The organism is Halopenitus sp. POP-27 (genome assembly GCF_029889855.1).
GTDB classification, from domain to species: domain Archaea; phylum Halobacteriota; class Halobacteria; order Halobacteriales; family Haloferacaceae; genus Halopenitus; species Halopenitus malekzadehii.
The window spans coordinates 14758-32223 of the sequence record NZ_JARANU010000011.1 but is presented as its reverse complement, the minus strand read 5'-3'; the positions used below and the strand labels follow the sequence as shown (position 1 = coordinate 32223).

The following is a 17466-nucleotide window of genomic DNA, read 5'->3' as shown; positions in this document are numbered from 1 at the left end:
GATCCAGGACGGATCGGTCGCGGTCAGCTACTCGAGATCGAGCTTCTTCGCGACCCAGTTATCCCGGGCGGCCATCACGAACGCTTCCTCGTCGGCGAAGTCCGTGTGTTCCGCGACGAACGCGTCCCAGGTGCCGCTTGAGACCTCGCCGAGGTCGGCGCCGCTCGTCGCCTCCGAGGGGCTGGCCGCGACCAGGTCGTCGAACGTCTCGAAATCGGTGTGTTCCGTGACGAACGCGTCGTCGAACAGCGCCGACAGCGGGATCGATTCCTCGCGGTCGTACACCTCGTCGGCGTCCGGCAGGTCTGTACGTGATTCGGCGGCGTTCTCGAGGTTGGCTCCGGTGACCATATCCATCGATCGATCCCCGGGTACCTAAATCCCTACGGTGGACGCGAACGCGGCCCGTGGTTCGACGGGGAGCGCCGGAACGAGATCTCGCGGTGCTGTCGACGCCGTGGTGGCCGGTACGCGTCCGGATCGACGATCGATGGCCCGCGAGACGCTCGAAATACTTATAAAATTCTCTGAAAGAGAACAGATCTACCGATGGGTTCGTGTCATATCACGCGTCGTCCATCATCCGCTCACCCCGGAGACGCGTCCATCCGGGTCCCGCCGATCGTGTTATTCCATTGTAATTACAGTAGTATATTTGTAATAAATATGGCGGGCGGGACGATTCGGTCGGTGAATTTTGTTCTCTTATGAGAAATATATAGAATACGTCTCTATCCAGATATTAGCGAAAAATTCCAACATTCATTTGAATAGTCTTGAAAATGATGTTGATCGTCGTTTTTTAATGAGAGTATATACTTTCTATTTTATTTTTGAGTGTTATTTATTGGCGAACGGTATGGCTGACGATCGATTCACCGATAGGTGAGGTTCAACTCGAGGTCGTTGACGGCGGTGAGCAGGCGGTCGGCGTACTCCTCGTGGAGTCGCTCCTCGGTCAGCCGGTTCGCGGCCCCGGCGATCGACAGCGCGCCGCGAACGCGGTCACGGTGGATGATCGGGACGCCGACGGCGTGGATGCCGGTCATGTCCTCGGCGAGATTGAGCGCATAGCCGCGTTCCCGGACGGTTTCGAGCTCGTCGAAGAGGGCATCGGGATCGGTGATCGTGGCCTCGGTGCGCCGTGGAAGTCCGTGTCGATCGACGATGTCGGCGACGCGGTCCTCGGGAAGTCGCGAGAGGATCGCCTTCCCGCCCGAGTTGAGGTGGAGGTGTCGCCAGGATCCGACCAGCGAGTCGACGTTGACGTCGAGCGAGCCGCCGTCGCCGAAGAGGTACATCCCCATGCCGTTCTCCTCGGTGATGAGCCAGACCATCTCCCCGGTCTCGTCGGCCAGTTCGCGGACCAGCGGCTTCGCCTTCCGGAACACGTCGTACCGCGTGCGGACGTAGGAGCCGTACCCGAAAAACCCCAGCCCGAGCCGATACTCGTCGCCCTCCTGGACCGCGAACCGGTGGTTTCGGAGCGTGCTCAGGTGTTTGTGCACCGCGCTCTTCGAGAGGCCGAGCTCCTCGGCGATCGTCGTCACCCGTGCGCCGTCGCGCTTGCGGAGCACCTCGATCACCTCGAACATCGTCTCGACCGACTTCACGGTTCCCGTGTTGCCGTCCGTCATAGCCGAATCCCCGCGGGCAGCGCCAAAAAGCGTTGTGTTCGCTCGTGAAGAACGAACGTTCTCGGCGTGCGGCTGCGACCGCGGCCGGCGGAATCGACCTCCCGCTACGACGCCGACCGTGCCGACAGCGAGATCTCGTGGTCCGCAAGCACCACCGCGAGGACGTACCAGGCGATCGCGATCAGGACGATGGTGCCGCCGGCGGGAATCCCGTAGGCGTAGCCGATCAGGAGCCCGGCAATCACCGAGGTTTCGCCGACGAGCACGGCGAGCGCCATCGCCTCCCGGAAGCTCGTGGCGACTTGGGAGGCCGCCGCGGTGGGGACGACGAGCATCGCCGCGACGAGGATGACGCCGAGCACCTGCATCGATCCCACGACGACCATCGCCGTGAGCACGATGAGCAGCCGGTTGTATCCGGAGACGTTCAGCCTCGCGACCCGGGCGGCCTGCTCGTCGAAGGTGACGTACAGCAGCTGTTTGTACCGCGATCCGACCGCCGCGAGGACGACCGCGGAGACGACGACCATCAGCCAGGCGCCGTCGACCGGGACGAACGAGATGTTGCCGAAGAGGAACGCCTCGATGTTGAGCCCGGAGAACCCGCCGCCCCAGGAGATGATGATGGTCCCGAGCGCGAACGACCCCGTCAACATGATCGCGATCGGCACGTCGCCGTAGGCGGCGGCGTGCTCGGCGAGCCACTCGACCGCGAGGGCACCGATCACGGCGGCGACGAGCGCCGAGGCGAGCAGCGGCGCCGACCAGCCGGTCGCGCTCCCGATCAGCAACCCGCCGGCGACGCCCGCGAAGGCGGTGTGTGCAAGCGTCTCGCCGATCAGCGCCATCTCCCGGTGGACGATGAAGATCCCCACGACCGGGCCGACGATCCCGATCAGCGCGCCGGTGGCAAGCGAGTACCAGACGAACCGAAAGCTGAACAGCTCGAGGCCCGTGATCGCTCCGAGCGCCCGCCCGACCAGGACGAGGTACGCCGCGAGGCCGCCGCCGGGGAGGCCGAGAGACGCCAGCCCATCGCTGACCATAAACGCCAGGAGGAGGATGGTTGTGCCGGCGACGCCGGCGATCGCTGCCTGCAACAGCCGACGCCGTGTGCTGTGTCCGGCCATCGTCAGTAGTGGTGATGGCATCGTCAGTGATGGTGGTGGACGACCGTTCCGGTCGCTCCGTAGGCGCGCTCGAGCGCGTCGCTTTCGACGAACGATTCGGTATCGCCGTGGTGGTACAGCTCCCGGTTGACGCAGGCGATCCGCTCGGCCCGGTCGGTGACCACCCCGATGTCGTGTTCGATCAGGATGATCGCGATCCCGTCGTCGTTGAGCTCGTCGAGGAGCCCGTAAAACCGGTCCCGCGACTCGGCGTCGACGCCGACGGTCGGCTCGTCAAGGGCGAGCAGGTCCGCCTTCGAGGCGAGCGCGCGGGCGATGTAGGCACGCTGCCGCTGGCCCCCCGAGAGCGCGTTGATCCGCCGGTTCCGGAGGTCGCCGACGTCGACTCGGGCCATCGCGTCACGGACGATCGCCCGGTCCTCGTCGGTGAGCCGGCTGGCACCGCGGTGCGGATAGCGGCCCATCTCGACGACCTCCTCGACGGTGACCGGCATCGTCGACCCCTGCTGGGTCGCCTGCTGGGCGACGTAGCCGATCCGGCCGCCGTCCTCGAAGTCCGCGACCGGCTCGCCGAACAGCTCGATCGAGCCCGAATCGGGCTCCTTGAGCCCAAGAAGCAGATGCAACAGCGTCGTCTTTCCGGAGCCGTTCGGCCCGATGAGCCCGAGGAACTCGCCCGCCTCGACCTCGAGGGAGACGTCCTCGATCGCGACGGTGTCGCCGTAGCGAAACGTGACGTCCCGGGCGGCGGCGACCGCGCTCATCCGTCGACTCCCAACCCGGCTTGCAGGGCCGGCAGGGTGATCTCGGTCAGCTGTTCGATGTAGCCCCAGCCGCGGTCGTTCCATTCGGCGGTCGTCCCCTCCGCCGGCGAGACCTCCCGCACCTCCGAGGCGGTCGATTCGCGGACGATCGTGTCCGCCAGGTCGTTCGATCCGAAGTGGTCGGCAAGGATCACGTCGATCCCCTCCCGGTCGACGAGGTCGACCGTCGCCGAAATCTCGTCCTGGCTCGGCTCCGCGTGCGGGGAGACTCCCTGCGGGGAATGCACGGTGAAGCCGTACCGGTCCGCGAGATACCGGTAGGAGTTGTGCCCCGCGAGGACGACCGTCTCGTGGGCGCGGTCGGCCAGTCCCTCCTGGAAGGTCGTGTGAACGTCCTCGAGCCGGTTTCGGTACGCCTCGGCGTTCTCGGCGTAGACGTCGGCGGTGTCCGGATCCGCGGCCTCGAGTCCGGCTCGGACGTTCTCGACGCTCCGTGACGCGCGGACGGGGTCGGTCCAGTAGTGGGGGTCCACGCCCTCCCGATCGGCGGCGCCGTGGTCGTGATCGTCGGTTTCGGTATGGTCGTGATCGTCGGTTTCGTCGTGGGCGGTCCCGGATCCATCGTGGTCACCGTCGGCATCGTGATCCTCGTCGTCCTCGTGGGCGTGATCCGCGTCGGCCGCGAGCAGGTCGATCCCGTCGAGGGCGTCGACCAGTTCGACCTCGGGGTAGTCCCGCTCGATGGTGGCTGCCGCGTCCAGCGCCCATCGCTGAAACCCATCGATGTCGAGGTAGACGAACAGCCGGTGGGAGGCCACCTCCGTCGCCAGCTCCGGGCCGGCCTCGTAGGCGTGGCCCATCGTTCCCGCCGGGATCGGGTTCTCGATGGGGAACGTCTCGCCACCGACGTGACTCGCGAAGTCGGACAGCGTGAAGAAGGCGGCGTATCCCCCCTCCTCGAGCTCTCGATCGCCGGCGATCTGACGGAGTTGACCGGTACATCCGGCGGTGGCGGATGCCGCAAGCACGCCCGCAGCCCCGGTCAGGAGGTCCCGTCGTGTGTGTCTCATACCTCCCGGTACGGCGTCTTCGCTTAAGAGAGTTATTATTTTCTAGGTTGGAGTTAATAACACCGGGACGTGTCGGTTGACGCGGTCGTCTCCGGCCGATCGCCGCGAGGTCGGCGTCGACGACGCACACGTGTACCGCGTAGAAGCACGTGTATGGCGATCACGCGAGCGCGTCCGCGACGGTCGCGGTCGCACCCGGAACGGTTCCCACGAGGATCCCGATCCACCGATACTCCGCGTAGACGTCGGCGATCGGCCGGAGATCGTCCGTGGAGGGATCGGCGTCTACGCGCGCCTCGGTCGCGTCGGCCAGGCGCTCATCCGCCCGATCGAGGCTTCCAACCAGGCGACGAGCCAGCCACCGGTCCAGCGGCGCCTCGGACGACGCGATCGACTCGATCGCGTTGATCGCGCCTTCACGTGCCGACCGTATCTTGGCGCCGTCCGCCGGCAGGAACGGTTCGCCGGCCGCCAGATGCTCGCCCAGCACGTCGAACGCCTCGAGATGGGCGAGGGTCCGGTGGGTCCGTCGCAGCCGGGTCGCGGGATGGGTCGTCGAGAAGCCCGGCAACGCGATCGGGTCGAACCGTGCCTCGTCGAAGAACTCGCCCATCCGCCGCGAGAGGAGCCGGACGCTCGGCGCGTCCCGCGGCAACGAGGTCCGCTCCCGGTAGACGTCCGCGTCCGGATAGCGGATCGGATGCTCGAGCTCCTCGGGCGCGTCGGCGCCGTGGAGTTCGAGAAGTCGGTCCTCGATCCGTGGCGCGAGCGTCTCGAGGGCGTCCACGATGGCCGTTTCGACCGCGTCCGCAGACACGCCGTCGGACGAACCGTCCTCGGCCACGGCGGGGAGCGCGGTGTACCGATCCCGGAGGTGACGACCGGCGTCGATCCGCGCTTGGACGGTCTCGACGTCGCCGACGATCGACCCGGTTCGGAGCGGGTTCGCGGCCCCCGCGACCGTGTCGGTGCCGGGAACGAGCGTCGATCGCCGCGCCACGTCGAGCCAGCGTTCGATCGCCCCATAGACGGCGACCCCCTCGTGGACGGTTCGTGCCGGCCCCGGCAGCGTCCCGCCGAACGACTCGATCGTCCCGAGGGTCGCGTCCACGGACCGCGTCACGTCCGCTGGCGCGCCGTGCTCGGTGACCGCCGCCCACGTGCCCACCGCCTCCGCAGCGTGTCCGCGAGCAGCCACGAGCCGGTCCGTGACCGAGAGCGCCGGCGGCGGCGAGCGCCGCTCGCGCAGTCGCTCGTGGTCGGCCAGCGCCGAGCGAGCCGCGGCCCGTTTCTCACGGATCCGGCCCCTAACCGCGCCGTTCGGCAGCGTGTCGGCGGACAGTGGGTCGGGGATCGGGGCCAGAAGCGATCGCGTCCGGTCTCGAAACCGGTCGGCGACGTCGGGATCGAAGGGGACCGGCACGAGCGCGGGACGATCGGGGGCCGACGCCTCCCGAACCGATCCCAGCCCAGCCGGATCGAACGCCGGCGGGTCGTCCCAGACGGACCGGTTCGATCGCTCGGTACAGCCGGCGACCGAGGTCGATCCGGCGGCACAGAGCGCCCCGATCGCCGCGGATCCGATCCCGGAGAGCACGGAGCGGCGCGATCGATCCGGAGCGGTCACGAGCCGTCACCCCCATCGGACGTGCCGGACGCGTCGGACGTGTTGGACGCGGCGGGCGCCGTCGTCTCGGACGCGTCGGGCGTGTCCGTCGTGGTGGACGTGCCCACGGTCACGGTCGCGGAGTCGGTCGGGTCGGAGCCAGCAGGACTGCGGTCGGTCGAGTCGGCGTCGGAGTCGACGACGACCGGGGATCCCTCGACGGTGGCGTTCGCGTCGAGGCGATCGTACGTCGTGTCGACGTCACGACACGGGGACCGGCCGCTGGCGCCGGAACCGGACAGCGCCGTCGGCGAGCGAAAGGTGACCGGGAGTCGGATGAACAGCCCGACCGCGTCCCACGTGTCGGCGGTACACGACCGGTCGGGCGGCCGGAGCTCGCGACAGTACTCGAACTCGACGTGGTCCTGCTCCCAGGAGACCGAGTGGATCCGATACCGCTCGCAGGACTCGATCCCGAGCGTCCTGAAGAACACCGACTGCGTCTCGAAGTCGGTGGCCGCGAGGAACGACCGCGCCGACGCGGCGGCCTCGGCGGGCACGCCATCCGCGAACGCGATCTCGGCGACGCGGTCGGCGTCGACGATGAGTTCCTGTCGGATCGCTCCAGGGACCGCGCCGGCGGGTGGGCCGCCAGCGGCGGGCTGCGAGGAGCTCCCGGTTTCGGTTCTGGTTCCATCTTCGTCCCGACTCCCGGTCGACGCGGTTTCAGTGGCGGAAGCCTCGCGGAGGACGGACTGACCCCCGGGGTTTCGGGGCGTTCGAACGGGCGGATCGGCCTCGGTTCCGGAGCTTGGATCCGGGCCATTTGGACGATCCGGCGTCGATCCGGGGTCGGAGGCGTCGAGACAACCCGCGGTTCCGACCCCGAGTGCGATGCCGGAGAGCGCGTGTCGGAGGAGGCGACGTCGCGACGGGGACATACCGGCGGAATTCGACGGGAGAGCGACAAAGGGGTTGTGCTTCCGCCCCTGCCGGATGGAGGAGGATCCGAGTCGTTCCGGCACCGATTTCAATCGGTTGACCGTACTCTCCGGATCGATGCCGACGCAGCCCTCCACACCGCGATCGGCGACGGTACCAGCGGCGTCGTCGACGCCATCGACCGGAACAGCGACGAAAGCGGACGCCGGGACCGTTCTCGTGGACGGCAGCCGGCGGATCGCGCACGCCGAATACGGCGATCCGGACGGAACGCCGGTGCTGTTCTTCCACGGGACGCCGGGGTCACGCCTGCTCGCCACGCTCCTCGAGCCGGCAGCCACGGAACACGGGATTCGGCTCATCGCGTTCGACAGACCCGGGTACGGTCGGTCCGACCCGCAGCCCGACCGGACGGTTCGCGACGCCGGGGCGAACGCGATCGCGGTGCTCGACGCGGTCGGGATCGAGACCGCGGGACTCGTCGGGTTTTCCGGCGGGAGCGCCCACGCGCTCGCGACCGCGGCCACCCACCCCGATCGGGTCGATCGGGTGGACGTGATCGCCGGGATCGCTCCCCCTCGGTTCTCCGATTCGCGGTCGAGCGCACCCCGGCTGCTCGCGGGACTGGCGCGGCGGGCACCGTCGGTGCTCGGCTCAGTCCTCCGAGCGGACGCGTGGGTCATCGAGCGCCGATCGCCGGCCGCCGCGACATCGCGATACACGTCCGACGCCGTCGACGAGCCGGTCCCCGACGACGTCGCGGCGATCGTGAAAGCGGACCTGCTCGAGGCGGTCGCTCGCTCCCGATCCGGGGTCGTGACCGAGTTCCGAACCACCGCCGCCGAATGGGGGATCCCCCTCGATCGGCTCGTCGAGGCGGATATCGACGTACGGTTCCGACACGGCGACGCCGACACGAACGCGTCGATCGCCGACGTTCGCCGGTTCTCGCAGGCGCTTGCAACCGCCGAGATCCGGGTACTGGAGGGAGCCGACCATCTTCGAACGCTCACGCGAGCGGGACCGACCGCCCTCTGTGAGCAGTCGGTACACTCGTGAGTGGCCGTCGAGTCCTTGTGAGTGGCCGTCGAGGGGTTGTGGGTGCCGGTCGAACTGGCGGCTGTGCCGAGTTCGACCAAGAGACAGCAGGATTCTCACTCATCTTCTACGAAAAGAGCCGATCGGGTGTATCCAAGTCAATGAGCGACCAGTTGGAATCGAGACCCCCTGATAACCCATCTACGAAGCCGCTTTTGGAGAACAGCGCGAACTGTTCCTCACGGTCACCGGAGCCCCACCGGACGTTGTCCGCCTTTTGACGAAGATCATTGGCGAGTGACTCTCCAACCGGTTCTGACGTCCATTTACATTCAGCGAACAGGATTCGATCATCATTCGGAGCAAGGCCGACGATATCGATCTCGTCCTCACCGTACCACCAGCGCCCGACTTCGGAGTACGGTGCAAAGTCACCCTGGCGGACAAGTTCCCATACAGCCTCCTGGCAAATATCTTCGAACGTTGTTGCGACGTGATCCGGAAGATTCGGTTCAATGGTACCTTGGTATACGATATCCGGAGCCTCTTCGATACTGGAGCGATTCGGCTCAACGTACCGAAACCAGAAGCGAAGAAACTCGTCGGCGACGCGGTACCGCGAGCGTTTCGACTTCTTGGCGGACGCGGTCACTGGTACTTCCCGGTCAACAAGCCGAAGCTGTCGAAGTGTCTGTAGATATTTCGACAGCGGTCCCGAATCAATACCGGTTGCGCCAGCGATCTCATTCGGCGTCGTGTGTCCCAGCGCGACTGCTTCAAGAATACTTATGTACCGGGCAGGGTTTCGCAGTTCCGTTCGAAGCAGGAATCCTGGTTCATTGTACAGCATCGAAGACGGAGCCAAGATATGTGACTGGACGTTCTCGCGGAGAGATTTCTCATAGTCGAAGAGAGTGAGATACATCGGCGTGCCGCCGGTGATCGCGTACGAGCGAATTGCATCCGCTATGTCGTACGAAATGACCTCTCGTGCCTGCCCAAACGAGAAGGGTGTCACGTCGAGTTGTCCGGTTCGACGGCCGTATAGTGGACTCTCGTGGCCAAGCACTGTTGATTCCATCGTACTCACGCTCGACCCACAGAGAATCAACATCGAATTCGTCTCTTGGAGGTGCTCGTCGACGAATCCTTGGACGTACGATGGCAGCGAGTCGTTCTCATCGACGAGGTAGGGGAATTCGTCGATAGCGACGATCATGTCTTCAGTGTCGGTTTTCTCTCCGAGATAGGCGAAGGCATCGTCCCACCCATCGATGCGCGGAACCCGATCTCCGAAGTAGTTAGCAACCCGCTCAACGAACTTTTCGCGTTGCCGTTCTTCGGCTTCCTGTGCTGCCAAGAAATAGATGTGCGGCCGCTCAGAGCAGAACGCTTTGATCAGTTCCGTTTTCCCGACACGACGGCGTCCGTAGATGACAAAGAACGCGTACCCGGGTGAATCAAACGCGGATGCGAGCGCATCAAGTTCGTCGTCTCGGTCATAGAAGGTCATACTCTGGATAATGATTATCCAGATAATGACTTAGTGGTTTCGGGCGCTGGTAGCGAATTCATTGCCGTGTGCGAACCTCAGATTCGTTGAGGAATACGCTATCGCAGTCATTGGTGTCTTAGACGGGAGTATTTTACGGTTACTTCGAAAGTAAAAGGAAGTCGATATATCCGGGATCGATCGACCGGGATCGATCTGGTCGGTCCGAGATCGCCAGTTAGTGCGAGTGGCCGAGCGCGTCCTCGAGGGACTGCCCGAACCGCTCCTCGAACAGTTCCTCGGCGGTCTCGTTGATCTCGCGGATGTCCTCGGGAACCTCGCCCTCGGCGTGATGGGCGAACGCGTGGGCCTGCTGGGCCATCACCTGCACCAGCACGTCGGTCACGACGCGCGTCGGCTGTTCACCCTGCTCAGCCATCAGATCGACGAGCCCCGCGGGGAGCTCGACGGTGTCCTCGTCGCCATCCGGTCCGGTCACGGTGTACGTCTCGGTGGCTGCCATACGTGCATCTGGCCGGCGGCACGTAAGGGTCTGTGGATGTACGATCAGGGCGCACTCATTGGATGTACGATCGGGACGCTCCGATGCCGAACGTGACGTTCGTTCCGCCGGGAATGACGTCCCGTCACCGAGGACCCGATCGTGTCCTCCTCAGTACTCCCGCAGGAACCGTTCCACGGCGTCGGCGACGATCGACCGTCCGGTTTGCACGTCGCTCCAGGCGATCCGCTCGTCGGGCTGATGGGCGGTCGCGAGATCGCCGGGACCGAAGACGACCGCCGGGATGCCCGCGTCGATGAAGTGTCGCGCGTCCGTTCCGCCGGTGAACCCCGCGACCGGTGCCTCGACCCCGTGGTCGGCTGCGGCCGACCGGACGGCGTCGACGATCGGCTCCTCGGGGTCGATCTCCGACCCCTCGAACTGCACCGAGAACCGCTCGAACTCGGGCGGGTGATCGCACAGCCACGCGTCGTCGTCGACGACCGCCTGCAGCCGGTCGCGGAACTCGGCTTCGACCGCCGCCACCGTCTCGTGAGGCGCGACGCCGATCCGGATCTCGGCGGTGAGCTCGGCCGGCACGCTGGAGGCCCAGTTGCCGGCTTCCACCGTCCCAAAGTTGACCGGCCACGGCGTCTCGTAGTCCGCATACAGGGGATGGGTGACCCGGTCACAGCGCTCGGCCTCGAGGTCCAGAAACGCCCGCCGGATGCGCTCGAAGTGGGGCAACACCGACTCGCCCTCCCAGGTCTGGGCGGCGTGTGCGGACTTGCCGAAGATGTGCAGCCGCATCATCAGGGACCCCTCCGCGGCGACGACCGCGTCGAAGCTGCTCGGCTCGGTGACGATCGCGGCGTCACGCTCGAAGGGGTAGGGGTTTCGCCGGGCGGCGACGGCCGCGCCGATGCCACCCTCCTCCTCGCCGGCCACGCTCTCGACCACGATCCGGCCGTCCAGGTCCTCGGACTCGGCGGCGCGGTCCGCGACCGCCCGCGCCGCGAAGACGTTCAGCGCGAGGCCGCTCTTCATGTCGAGCACCCCGCGGCCGTAGAGCGTGTCCCCGTCGGCCCGAACCGTGAACGGGTCGCTCGTCCAGTCGGACTCGGTGACCGGGACCACGTCCGCGTGGCCGTTCAGGACGACCGTCGGGCCGGCGTCCGGATCGCCGAGCTCGAGGACGCCGGCGACGCTCGGACGGTCCGCGAGATCCAGCGTCTCGATCGCGGGGAACGACTCGTGGGCCGCCAGGACCTCGGGGTCGGGCTCCCACTCGTAGGTCTCGAACCCGAGCGACTCCAGCGTGCCGGCCAGCCACCGCTGTACTCCTTCCTCCTCACCGGGGACGCTCGGGTACGACACGAGCGTCTCGATCGTCTCGCGCAGGTCGTCGTGGCGGTTCCGCATCGGGTAGCGGTTTCAAAGCTCGCAGCATAACCGTTTCGACGGGGGCTGTGGGGACCGTGGCAGGGATCATAGCAGGGATGGAACGGTCGGACGGTGACGGAGTCCTCTCTTAAATATCGTGACCGAGTAGATCGACGTCTGCAACGAGAGACGGCCGAACCGAGCGTGGGACGCCGGCGACGTCATCGCCTCGATCCAGGGTGCGGTGACCCTCGGCGTGATCCGCGAGCACGACCTGGTCTCACACGCGGAACGGATGGGCGATCGATTCCACGATCAGCTCACCGAACTCAGGCGGCACATCCCGAAGCCGTCGTCAACGCGCGCGGGCTTGGACTGATGACCGCGATCGAGTTCGACACCAAGCAGCGACGCGAGGACGTGATCGACGCGGCGCTCCAACGCGGACTGCTCACGCTGGGCTGTGGCCACACGACCCTCCGACTCCTGCCGCCGCTCGACGTCCGCGAGCGCGAACTCGACATCGCGGTCGACCTGCTCGACGACGCGATCGAGGACGTCGCAGCAGACGCGACGCCTAGTCGAGCGGACTGACCGCTACAGCCGTTCCCCCTCATCGATCGCGGCGGTCGTCGTCGCCGACCCGGACGTCGCGATCGTCTCGCCTTGCCGACCGCCGCGATCGTCCCGCCCAGCCGACCGCCGCAGCTACCCCGTCTCGATCGCGTCCGCGACGATCGCCTCGAACCGATCGGCCGTGATACCGTAGCGCGTCTCGCCCGCACGCGTTCGCTCGCGATCCACCGGCGCGACGTCCCGACCGTCGACCCGAACCGTCCACGGATCGCCGTGGCGAACGCCGACCCCGACGAGCGTGACGTCGACGTCGAACGTCGCCTCGAGACGATCGATGACCGGCTGTACGATCGTTCCGTCGGCGAAGCGTGCCGGCAGGTAGGTCGGGCCGTCGACCGGGTCGTGATCCGGGTCGTGATCCGCGATCGCGCGTCGCCACCAGGCCGGCAGCTCCTCGACGTCGACGTCCGCATACGGGTCCTCGTCGGTCGGATCGTACGCCCCGATATGTCGATTCTCCATCATACTATATGAAGGATATCAAATATGAATGACCACCCGCCGTCACAGCTCGAGATAGACGTCGCCGTCCTCGGCATAGGCCTCGTAGACCGGGAGCCGGTAGCGATCGCTTGCGGTGTGGTGGCCGTCAGTCACGTCGAACTCCCAGCCGTGCCAGGGACACGCGACGATCTCGCCGGCGCGGTCCCAGACCAGCTCGTCGTCCCCGTCGACCTCGAGCGTTCCGCTCACCAGCCCCTCACAGGCGGGGCCGCCCTGGTGGGGGCAGTAGTTCGAGAGGGCGTGGTACTCGCCGTCGACGTTGAACACGGCGACTTCGCGTCCCTCGACGTCGACGACGACGCGGTCACCCGGCGGGAGGTCCGCCGCGGCCGCCACGCGATGGCGGTCGCTATGCTCATCCGCCTCGATCGGTCCGTCCGTGCCGGTCGAAATGGGTGTGTGGTCCGTCATCAGTTCAAAAATCGTAGACCTCGGTGGCGGTCTCGCCGTAGACGTTCCGGAGCGCCTGCCCGTCGAACTCCGACCGGAGGATGCGCAACAGCGCGTCGGTGTCGTCGAAGTCGAAGTGGGGATAATCCGAGGAGAACATGAGGTTCTCGTCCCCGTCGAAGAGCCGCATCACCGCGTTGAGGTACTGCGGGTCGTCGGCGCCCTCGACCGGCTGGCTCGTGAGGTAGAACTGGTCGTCGAGGTACTCGCTGGGGAGCTTCTCGAGCATCGGGGCGTCCCACTTCGCGCCCATATAGTCGTGGTCCATCCGGCGCATGAAGTAGGGATACCACCCGAGTCCGGACTCCTGCACCACGAACTCGAGATCGGGGAAGCGCACGGGAACGCCCTGGGTCAACATGTCCGCGAGGTTCGTCTGGTGCATCATATTGTGCGAGGTCGCGTGCACCGGGAGTGCCCGTGACATCGACTTCCACGTCGACGGGAACCGGGTCATCATCGTCCCACCGGCGTTGTGCATCTTGATCGGGAGCCCGGCGCGCTCGCAGGCCTCGTAGAGGGGGTAATACCGCTCGTTCCCGAGCGTGGGATCGACCGAGCCGCTCGGGATCATCACGGCGGCGATTCCGTCCTCGTCGGCGCGGCGATCAACCTCCTCGGCAGCCTTGACGGGCTTTTGGGGCGCGACGATCGCCGCCCCGTAGATGCCCTCGTCCGTGTCCACGATCTCGTCGAGCAGCCAGTTGTTGTAGGCGGTCGCGAGCCCGGCGGCGAGGTCGTCGTGGTGGACCGCCCCCAGATAGAGGTTCTGGGTCGGCGTCGCGATCGCCGCATCCCAGCCGATGAACTCCTTGCCGGCGAGGACGTCCTCGCGCGTCCGAACCGTCTCGGAGTCGGCCTTCCCCATCGTCACCGAATAGACCATTCCGGTGGCCGGATAGACACGGCCGAGATAGCCGTAATCGTCGCCACTAGCGGACGTGAGCATCTCGTCGAACGGGCTCTCGAGGTACGGGAAGATGTCCTCCTGCCGTTCAGTCAGGTGAAAGTCCGTGTCGACGATCGTTCCGAGGTCGTCGAGCGACCGGACCTGATCGGGTGTTGCCGAAGCCATCGATCGATCCGTCTGCGGGGACGCATTTATACCCGGATCGGATTAGGGATCGAGAAACGACGATCGAGGCCGTGAAACCGCCGAAATCGGGAGCTGATCGAATACTCAACCCCACGAACGGACCCGATGACCGGGCGAAAATCGCGAACGGGATTCCATCCCGTTCGGCGAGAATCCATTCCGGCCGCCCTCGATCGTGTGTCCTCTTGAGAAACGGACTTGGATTTCGTTTCTCGATCCGAAATCTTTACTGATCCCGGACGACATACTCGATATCGATGAACGAGTGGAAACCAGGCGGAATAGGGCCCGAAAGCGATGGATCGACGATCGGGAGCATCGACACGTCGTTCGCCATCGTGACAGCCCTGCAGGACCTCGACGGCGCCGGCGTCACGGAGCTGGCCGATGCGACCGGGCTTTCGAAGAGCTCGGTCCACAAGCACCTCCGGTCGTTGGCCAAACACGACTTCGTGACCAAGGACGGCGACGAGTACGCGCTCGGGCTTCGCTACCTCGATCTCGGCGCACACGTTCGATCACGAATACCCGGGTCGGCGCGGATCAAACACAAACTCCGCGAACTTGCCGACGAGACCGGCGAGAGCGCGCAGTTCGCGGTCGAGGAGCGGGGCCACGCCGTGGTGGTGTACCGCGAGGTGAGCCACGGCGGCGTCTACTCGCGGGGCCGCGTCGGACGCCGCTTCCACCCCCACCAGACTGCCGCCGGGAAGGCGATCCTCGCGCGCCGGTCCGACCAGTGGATCGCGGAGCTGATCGACCGCCAGGGACTGCCGGCGGCGACGCCCCACACGATCACCGACCGCGAGGAGCTGTTCGAGGAGATCCGCGCGACCCGCGAGCGCGGCGTCGCGCTCAACAGCGAGGAGAGCACCGAAGGCCTCCGCGCCGTCGCGGTTCCGGTGAGCAACCCCGACGGCGACGTCCTCGGCGCCTTCGCGGTCGCGGGGCCGACCCACCGGATCAGCGGCGACCGGTTCGAAACCGAGATCCCGGACCTCCTCCGGAGCGTCGTCAACGAGTTCGAGTTGAATCTGGCGCACTCGTGAACTCTGGACATTCATATACTGAATTTTAGGTATATAATATCATATTCATATTATTTGTGAACGTGGAACGCTCCACGACGTTTATTTCATCCTTTTCTAGCCGGACCACCCGTTTGAACGACCTGCGAAACGACTCTGTGTCTATCAAAAACGTGAACAGCAGTAAGAGGTGGACGGACTATACCGTCTTGACGGCAGCCGATCACTGGTCGCGTCCTGCTTTCCAGAATTCCCACGCGACGTACAACGTGATCACAACGAGGATACTGACGACGAAATAGAAGGCCATCATTAGCTGGGCCTGCCCCTCACTGTTTCGAAGTGTGGAGGCGATGGTGATACCGCCGAACGAGAAGAACATACAGATAGCGGAGATCCGCAGTATACCAGCTAAACGAACGCGGTCAGCTGGCAACGTCTCAGCTGTTCCTAGTGCAACGAAGGCGAAGCCGAGGAATACGAACTTTGGTTCAAGCCAAGACCCTGAGACAACCGTACCCCCGATTACGAGTCCAATCATCAGTAATCCAAATGCCGTGGTTAACCACGGCCTTCGACCGCCTGTCGGTTCCTTGAACAGGTCGGATTTGATCCAGCGTACGATGCTCATACGGCCGACCAACACAGTCCAGATACAATAGCGTATCCCCGATGTGATCCGATATCTGCTTGCCCTGTATTGAGCGATCTCCCAACCTTGGTCTCTCGTTGTTACGACGAATTAGCCGTGAGAATGTATCTGCGTACTAACCGCTAGATTCAAGACGTTGTGTAAGGAATTCTTACGTATAGGATGGCTTCTGACGAACCAGAAGTAACGACGGTAACCTCGAAAGGACAGATTACGATTCCAAGCAAACTCAGAGATCAATTCGGTCTCGAACAGGGAACGAAACTGATGGTCGTCCCAACGGAATACGGTCTCGTGTTGAAGAAGGTTGATCTGCCATCGGTTGCGGAATTCCAGCAGCGCGTCGAGGAGCGTGCGGAGACGATCGACCTGTCGGAAGACGAGGTGACACGACTCGTCCACGAGGCACGGAGCACGACGGAATGAGAGCGGTTCTGGATACGAACGTCCTCATCTCGGGCGTCATAGCGACCGGCGTTCCGCACGAACTCCTCGTCAAGGGATTCGATCACGAGTACTAGATCGTCGTCTCCGTGGAGACGCTCACGGAATCCCGCGAAACGCTGCTTAAGTACCCCGAACGATTTCGAATGAGCGAAACCGAGGTACAGCAGGAAGTCGAAACGATCCGATATTTTGCGGAATTCGTCGACCCGGACGAAGAAATCACCGCAGTCCGACCGGACCCTGACGACGACAAGTTCCTCGAAGCGGCTGTTGCCGGTGATGTTGACTCCCTCGTTTCTGGAGACTCCCATCTCCTCGATATGGAGTCATTCCGTGGGATCGATATCGTTGGTCCACGAACCTTCTACGAAGAACTCAACGCACAGTAGCTGCTCTGTATTGAGCGATATCCCGACCTTGATTTCACAGACAGTCACGACGCATAGGCCAATAGAGGGCGCGTGCGTATCGTGCAGCTATTTTAAGCCAGTCGGTAGGCTTTGAACCCTTCCAGTCGAATCGCGCAGACATAACCACTACCTGCGTCCATCGAGTACGATAGATGTGTTTGAACATCACGGACCGAAAATTCGGGATGGCCTCGGTGCTCTCGGTGCGATACTGGGAGTGAACGCTCTAGGGGCATTACCGGCGGTGTTTATCCGTGGGGATACCGGCTGGATCGATCGGCCGTGGTTCTATCCGCCGGAAATTCTCTTTCCGATCGCCTGGACGCTCCTGTTCACGTTAATGGGGCTGTCGCTGTTCGTCGTCTGGCGGCGAGGAACGGATCGCCGGGCCGTCCGGATCGCTCTCGGTACATTTGCCGTCCAGTTTGCTCTGAATCTCGCCTGGACGCCGGTGTTCTTCGGACTCCAACGGGCTGATCTGGGGCTCCTCGTGATCGTCACCCTCTGGGTCGCAATCGTCGCCACCATCGGCACGTTTTCTCGCGTCAGCCGTACTGCGGCCGCACTGCTGGTCCCGTATCTCGGGTGGGTTTCCTTCGCACTCGTTCTCAACTACGCGATCTTCGCTGCAGGGTAAGTCGAGCGCATACCGTCGATATATCCACTGTACTGTATTGAG

At 64.6% G+C, this 17466-nt stretch carries 20 protein-coding genes; 6 read left to right on the top strand and 14 right to left on the bottom strand.

What is annotated here, in order from left to right; translation table 11 throughout:
* Positions 1-27 precede the first annotated feature (27 nt).
* From OQF70_RS08270 to OQF70_RS08240, 7 genes are all read right to left on the bottom strand, one after another.
* Positions 28-351, bottom strand: coding sequence for a hypothetical protein (locus OQF70_RS08270; protein WP_280536942.1), 324 nt, complete (start codon positions 349-351; stop codon positions 28-30).
* Between the two features lie 524 nt (positions 352-875).
* Positions 876-1637 carry an IclR family transcriptional regulator gene (locus tag OQF70_RS08265; RefSeq protein ID WP_092814904.1) on the bottom strand — a complete coding sequence of 254 codons (762 nt, stop codon included), beginning with the start codon at positions 1635-1637 and terminating at the stop codon, positions 876-878.
* A gap of 104 nt (positions 1638-1741) precedes the next feature.
* Positions 1742-2767: a metal ABC transporter permease gene (locus tag OQF70_RS08260; protein WP_280536941.1), complete on the bottom strand. Its 1026-nt coding sequence runs from the start codon at positions 2765-2767 to the stop codon at positions 1742-1744.
* Between the two features lie 23 nt (positions 2768-2790).
* Positions 2791-3531, bottom strand: a complete 741-nt coding sequence (locus tag OQF70_RS08255; RefSeq protein ID WP_280536940.1) for a metal ABC transporter ATP-binding protein — start codon at positions 3529-3531, stop codon at positions 2791-2793.
* Positions 3528-4601: a zinc ABC transporter substrate-binding protein gene (locus OQF70_RS08250; protein ID WP_280536939.1), complete on the bottom strand. Its 1074-nt coding sequence runs from the start codon at positions 4599-4601 to the stop codon at positions 3528-3530. Before OQF70_RS08250 ends, OQF70_RS08255 begins: the two co-directional genes overlap by 4 nt.
* 160 nt (positions 4602-4761) lie before the next feature.
* Complete coding sequence (locus tag OQF70_RS08245; protein ID WP_280536938.1) at positions 4762-6228, bottom strand: hypothetical protein; 1467 nt, start codon at positions 6226-6228, stop codon at positions 4762-4764.
* Positions 6225-7148, bottom strand: coding sequence for a hypothetical protein (locus OQF70_RS08240; RefSeq protein WP_280536937.1), 924 nt, complete (start codon positions 7146-7148; stop codon positions 6225-6227). The genes OQF70_RS08245 and OQF70_RS08240 overlap by 4 nt, the downstream gene beginning before the upstream one ends.
* A 118-nt stretch (positions 7149-7266) precedes the next feature.
* Here OQF70_RS08240 and OQF70_RS08235 point away from each other — a divergent pair, with 118 nt between their 5' ends.
* A complete protein-coding gene (locus OQF70_RS08235; protein WP_280536935.1) occupies positions 7267-8208 on the top strand; it encodes an alpha/beta hydrolase in 942 nt (313 codons plus the stop codon).
* A 106-nt stretch (positions 8209-8314) separates the two neighbouring features.
* On the opposite strand, the gene OQF70_RS08230 is transcribed toward OQF70_RS08235, so the two are convergent.
* The 3 genes from OQF70_RS08230 to OQF70_RS08220 all read right to left on the bottom strand — a co-directional run bounded on the left by OQF70_RS08230 (position 8315) and on the right by OQF70_RS08220 (position 11603).
* The gene (locus tag OQF70_RS08230) at positions 8315-9700 is read right to left on the bottom strand and encodes an ATP-binding protein (RefSeq protein ID WP_280536934.1); all 1386 of its coding nucleotides are present in this window, start codon (positions 9698-9700) and stop codon (positions 8315-8317) included.
* A gap of 217 nt (positions 9701-9917) precedes the next feature.
* On the bottom strand, positions 9918-10202 hold the full coding sequence (locus tag OQF70_RS08225) for a hypothetical protein (RefSeq protein WP_280536933.1): 285 nt from the start codon (positions 10200-10202) through the stop codon (positions 9918-9920).
* A gap of 150 nt (positions 10203-10352) precedes the next feature.
* Entirely contained in the window at positions 10353-11603 is a 1251-nt protein-coding gene (locus tag OQF70_RS08220; RefSeq protein ID WP_280536932.1) for an ArgE/DapE family deacylase, read from the bottom strand.
* 93 nt (positions 11604-11696) lie between these two features.
* Between OQF70_RS08220 and OQF70_RS08215 the strand changes: the two genes are divergently transcribed.
* Entirely contained in the window at positions 11697-12158 is a 462-nt protein-coding gene (locus OQF70_RS08215) for an aminotransferase class III-fold pyridoxal phosphate-dependent enzyme (protein ID WP_321169491.1), read from the top strand.
* Between the two features lie 114 nt (positions 12159-12272).
* Here the strand turns inward: OQF70_RS08215 and OQF70_RS08210 are convergent, their stop codons facing one another.
* Genes OQF70_RS08210 through OQF70_RS08200 form a run of 3 tightly spaced genes read right to left on the bottom strand, consistent with a single transcriptional unit; the run spans position 12273 to position 14229 of the window.
* Positions 12273-12662 (bottom strand): hypothetical protein, encoded by a 390-nt coding sequence (locus OQF70_RS08210; protein WP_280536930.1) that lies wholly within the window; start codon positions 12660-12662, stop codon positions 12273-12275.
* A gap of 42 nt (positions 12663-12704) precedes the next feature.
* On the bottom strand, positions 12705-13115 hold the full coding sequence (locus OQF70_RS08205; protein WP_280536928.1) for a Rieske (2Fe-2S) protein: 411 nt from the start codon (positions 13113-13115) through the stop codon (positions 12705-12707).
* Between the two features lie 4 nt (positions 13116-13119).
* The gene (locus OQF70_RS08200) at positions 13120-14229 is read right to left on the bottom strand and encodes an amidohydrolase family protein (protein ID WP_280536926.1); all 1110 of its coding nucleotides are present in this window, start codon (positions 14227-14229) and stop codon (positions 13120-13122) included.
* A 278-nt stretch (positions 14230-14507) separates the two neighbouring features.
* On the opposite strand from OQF70_RS08200, the gene OQF70_RS08195 reads away from it, so the two are divergent.
* Positions 14508-15299 carry an IclR family transcriptional regulator gene (locus OQF70_RS08195; protein WP_280536924.1) on the top strand — a complete coding sequence of 264 codons (792 nt, stop codon included), beginning with the start codon at positions 14508-14510 and terminating at the stop codon, positions 15297-15299.
* A gap of 202 nt (positions 15300-15501) precedes the next feature.
* Here the strand turns inward: OQF70_RS08195 and OQF70_RS08190 are convergent, their stop codons facing one another.
* Positions 15502-15909, bottom strand: a complete 408-nt coding sequence (locus tag OQF70_RS08190) for a hypothetical protein (protein ID WP_280536923.1) — start codon at positions 15907-15909, stop codon at positions 15502-15504.
* Positions 15910-16092: 183 nt separating this feature from the next.
* On the opposite strand from OQF70_RS08190, the gene OQF70_RS08185 reads away from it, so the two are divergent.
* The 3 genes from OQF70_RS08185 to OQF70_RS08175 all read left to right on the top strand — a co-directional run bounded on the left by OQF70_RS08185 (position 16093) and on the right by OQF70_RS08175 (position 17424).
* Positions 16093-16356, top strand: a complete 264-nt coding sequence (locus OQF70_RS08185) for an AbrB/MazE/SpoVT family DNA-binding domain-containing protein (RefSeq protein ID WP_280536922.1) — start codon at positions 16093-16095, stop codon at positions 16354-16356.
* Between the two features lie 107 nt (positions 16357-16463).
* Positions 16464-16766 (top strand): PIN domain-containing protein, encoded by a 303-nt coding sequence (locus OQF70_RS08180; protein WP_280536921.1) that lies wholly within the window; start codon positions 16464-16466, stop codon positions 16764-16766.
* Positions 16767-16941: 175 nt separating this feature from the next.
* A complete protein-coding gene (locus OQF70_RS08175; protein ID WP_280536919.1) occupies positions 16942-17424 on the top strand; it encodes a tryptophan-rich sensory protein in 483 nt (160 codons plus the stop codon).
* Positions 17425-17466 lie beyond the last annotated feature (42 nt).

Coding starts and splice junctions, on each gene's coding strand:
- OQF70_RS08230 (WP_280536934.1), bottom strand. CDS start 9,700: ATGACCTTCTATGACCGAGACGACGAACTTGATGCGCTCGCATCCGCG.
- OQF70_RS08195 (WP_280536924.1), top strand. CDS start 14,508: ATGAACGAGTGGAAACCAGGCGGAATAGGGCCCGAAAGCGATGGATCG.
- OQF70_RS08220 (WP_280536932.1), bottom strand. CDS start 11,603: ATGCGGAACCGCCACGACGACCTGCGCGAGACGATCGAGACGCTCGTG.
- OQF70_RS08205 (WP_280536928.1), bottom strand. CDS start 13,115: ATGACGGACCACACACCCATTTCGACCGGCACGGACGGACCGATCGAG.
- OQF70_RS08200 (WP_280536926.1), bottom strand. CDS start 14,229: ATGGCTTCGGCAACACCCGATCAGGTCCGGTCGCTCGACGACCTCGGA.
- OQF70_RS08270 (WP_280536942.1), bottom strand. CDS start 351: ATGGTCACCGGAGCCAACCTCGAGAACGCCGCCGAATCACGTACAGAC.
- OQF70_RS08250 (WP_280536939.1), bottom strand. CDS start 4,601: ATGAGACACACACGACGGGACCTCCTGACCGGGGCTGCGGGCGTGCTT.
- OQF70_RS08260 (WP_280536941.1), bottom strand. CDS start 2,767: ATGGCCGGACACAGCACACGGCGTCGGCTGTTGCAGGCAGCGATCGCC.
- OQF70_RS08255 (WP_280536940.1), bottom strand. CDS start 3,531: ATGAGCGCGGTCGCCGCCGCCCGGGACGTCACGTTTCGCTACGGCGAC.
- OQF70_RS08235 (WP_280536935.1), top strand. CDS start 7,267: ATGCCGACGCAGCCCTCCACACCGCGATCGGCGACGGTACCAGCGGCG.
- OQF70_RS08210 (WP_280536930.1), bottom strand. CDS start 12,662: ATGGAGAATCGACATATCGGGGCGTACGATCCGACCGACGAGGACCCG.
- OQF70_RS08240 (WP_280536937.1), bottom strand. CDS start 7,148: ATGTCCCCGTCGCGACGTCGCCTCCTCCGACACGCGCTCTCCGGCATC.
- OQF70_RS08185 (WP_280536922.1), top strand. CDS start 16,093: ATGGCTTCTGACGAACCAGAAGTAACGACGGTAACCTCGAAAGGACAG.
- OQF70_RS08190 (WP_280536923.1), bottom strand. CDS start 15,909: ATGAGCATCGTACGCTGGATCAAATCCGACCTGTTCAAGGAACCGACA.
- OQF70_RS08265 (WP_092814904.1), bottom strand. CDS start 1,637: ATGACGGACGGCAACACGGGAACCGTGAAGTCGGTCGAGACGATGTTC.
- OQF70_RS08225 (WP_280536933.1), bottom strand. CDS start 10,202: ATGGCAGCCACCGAGACGTACACCGTGACCGGACCGGATGGCGACGAG.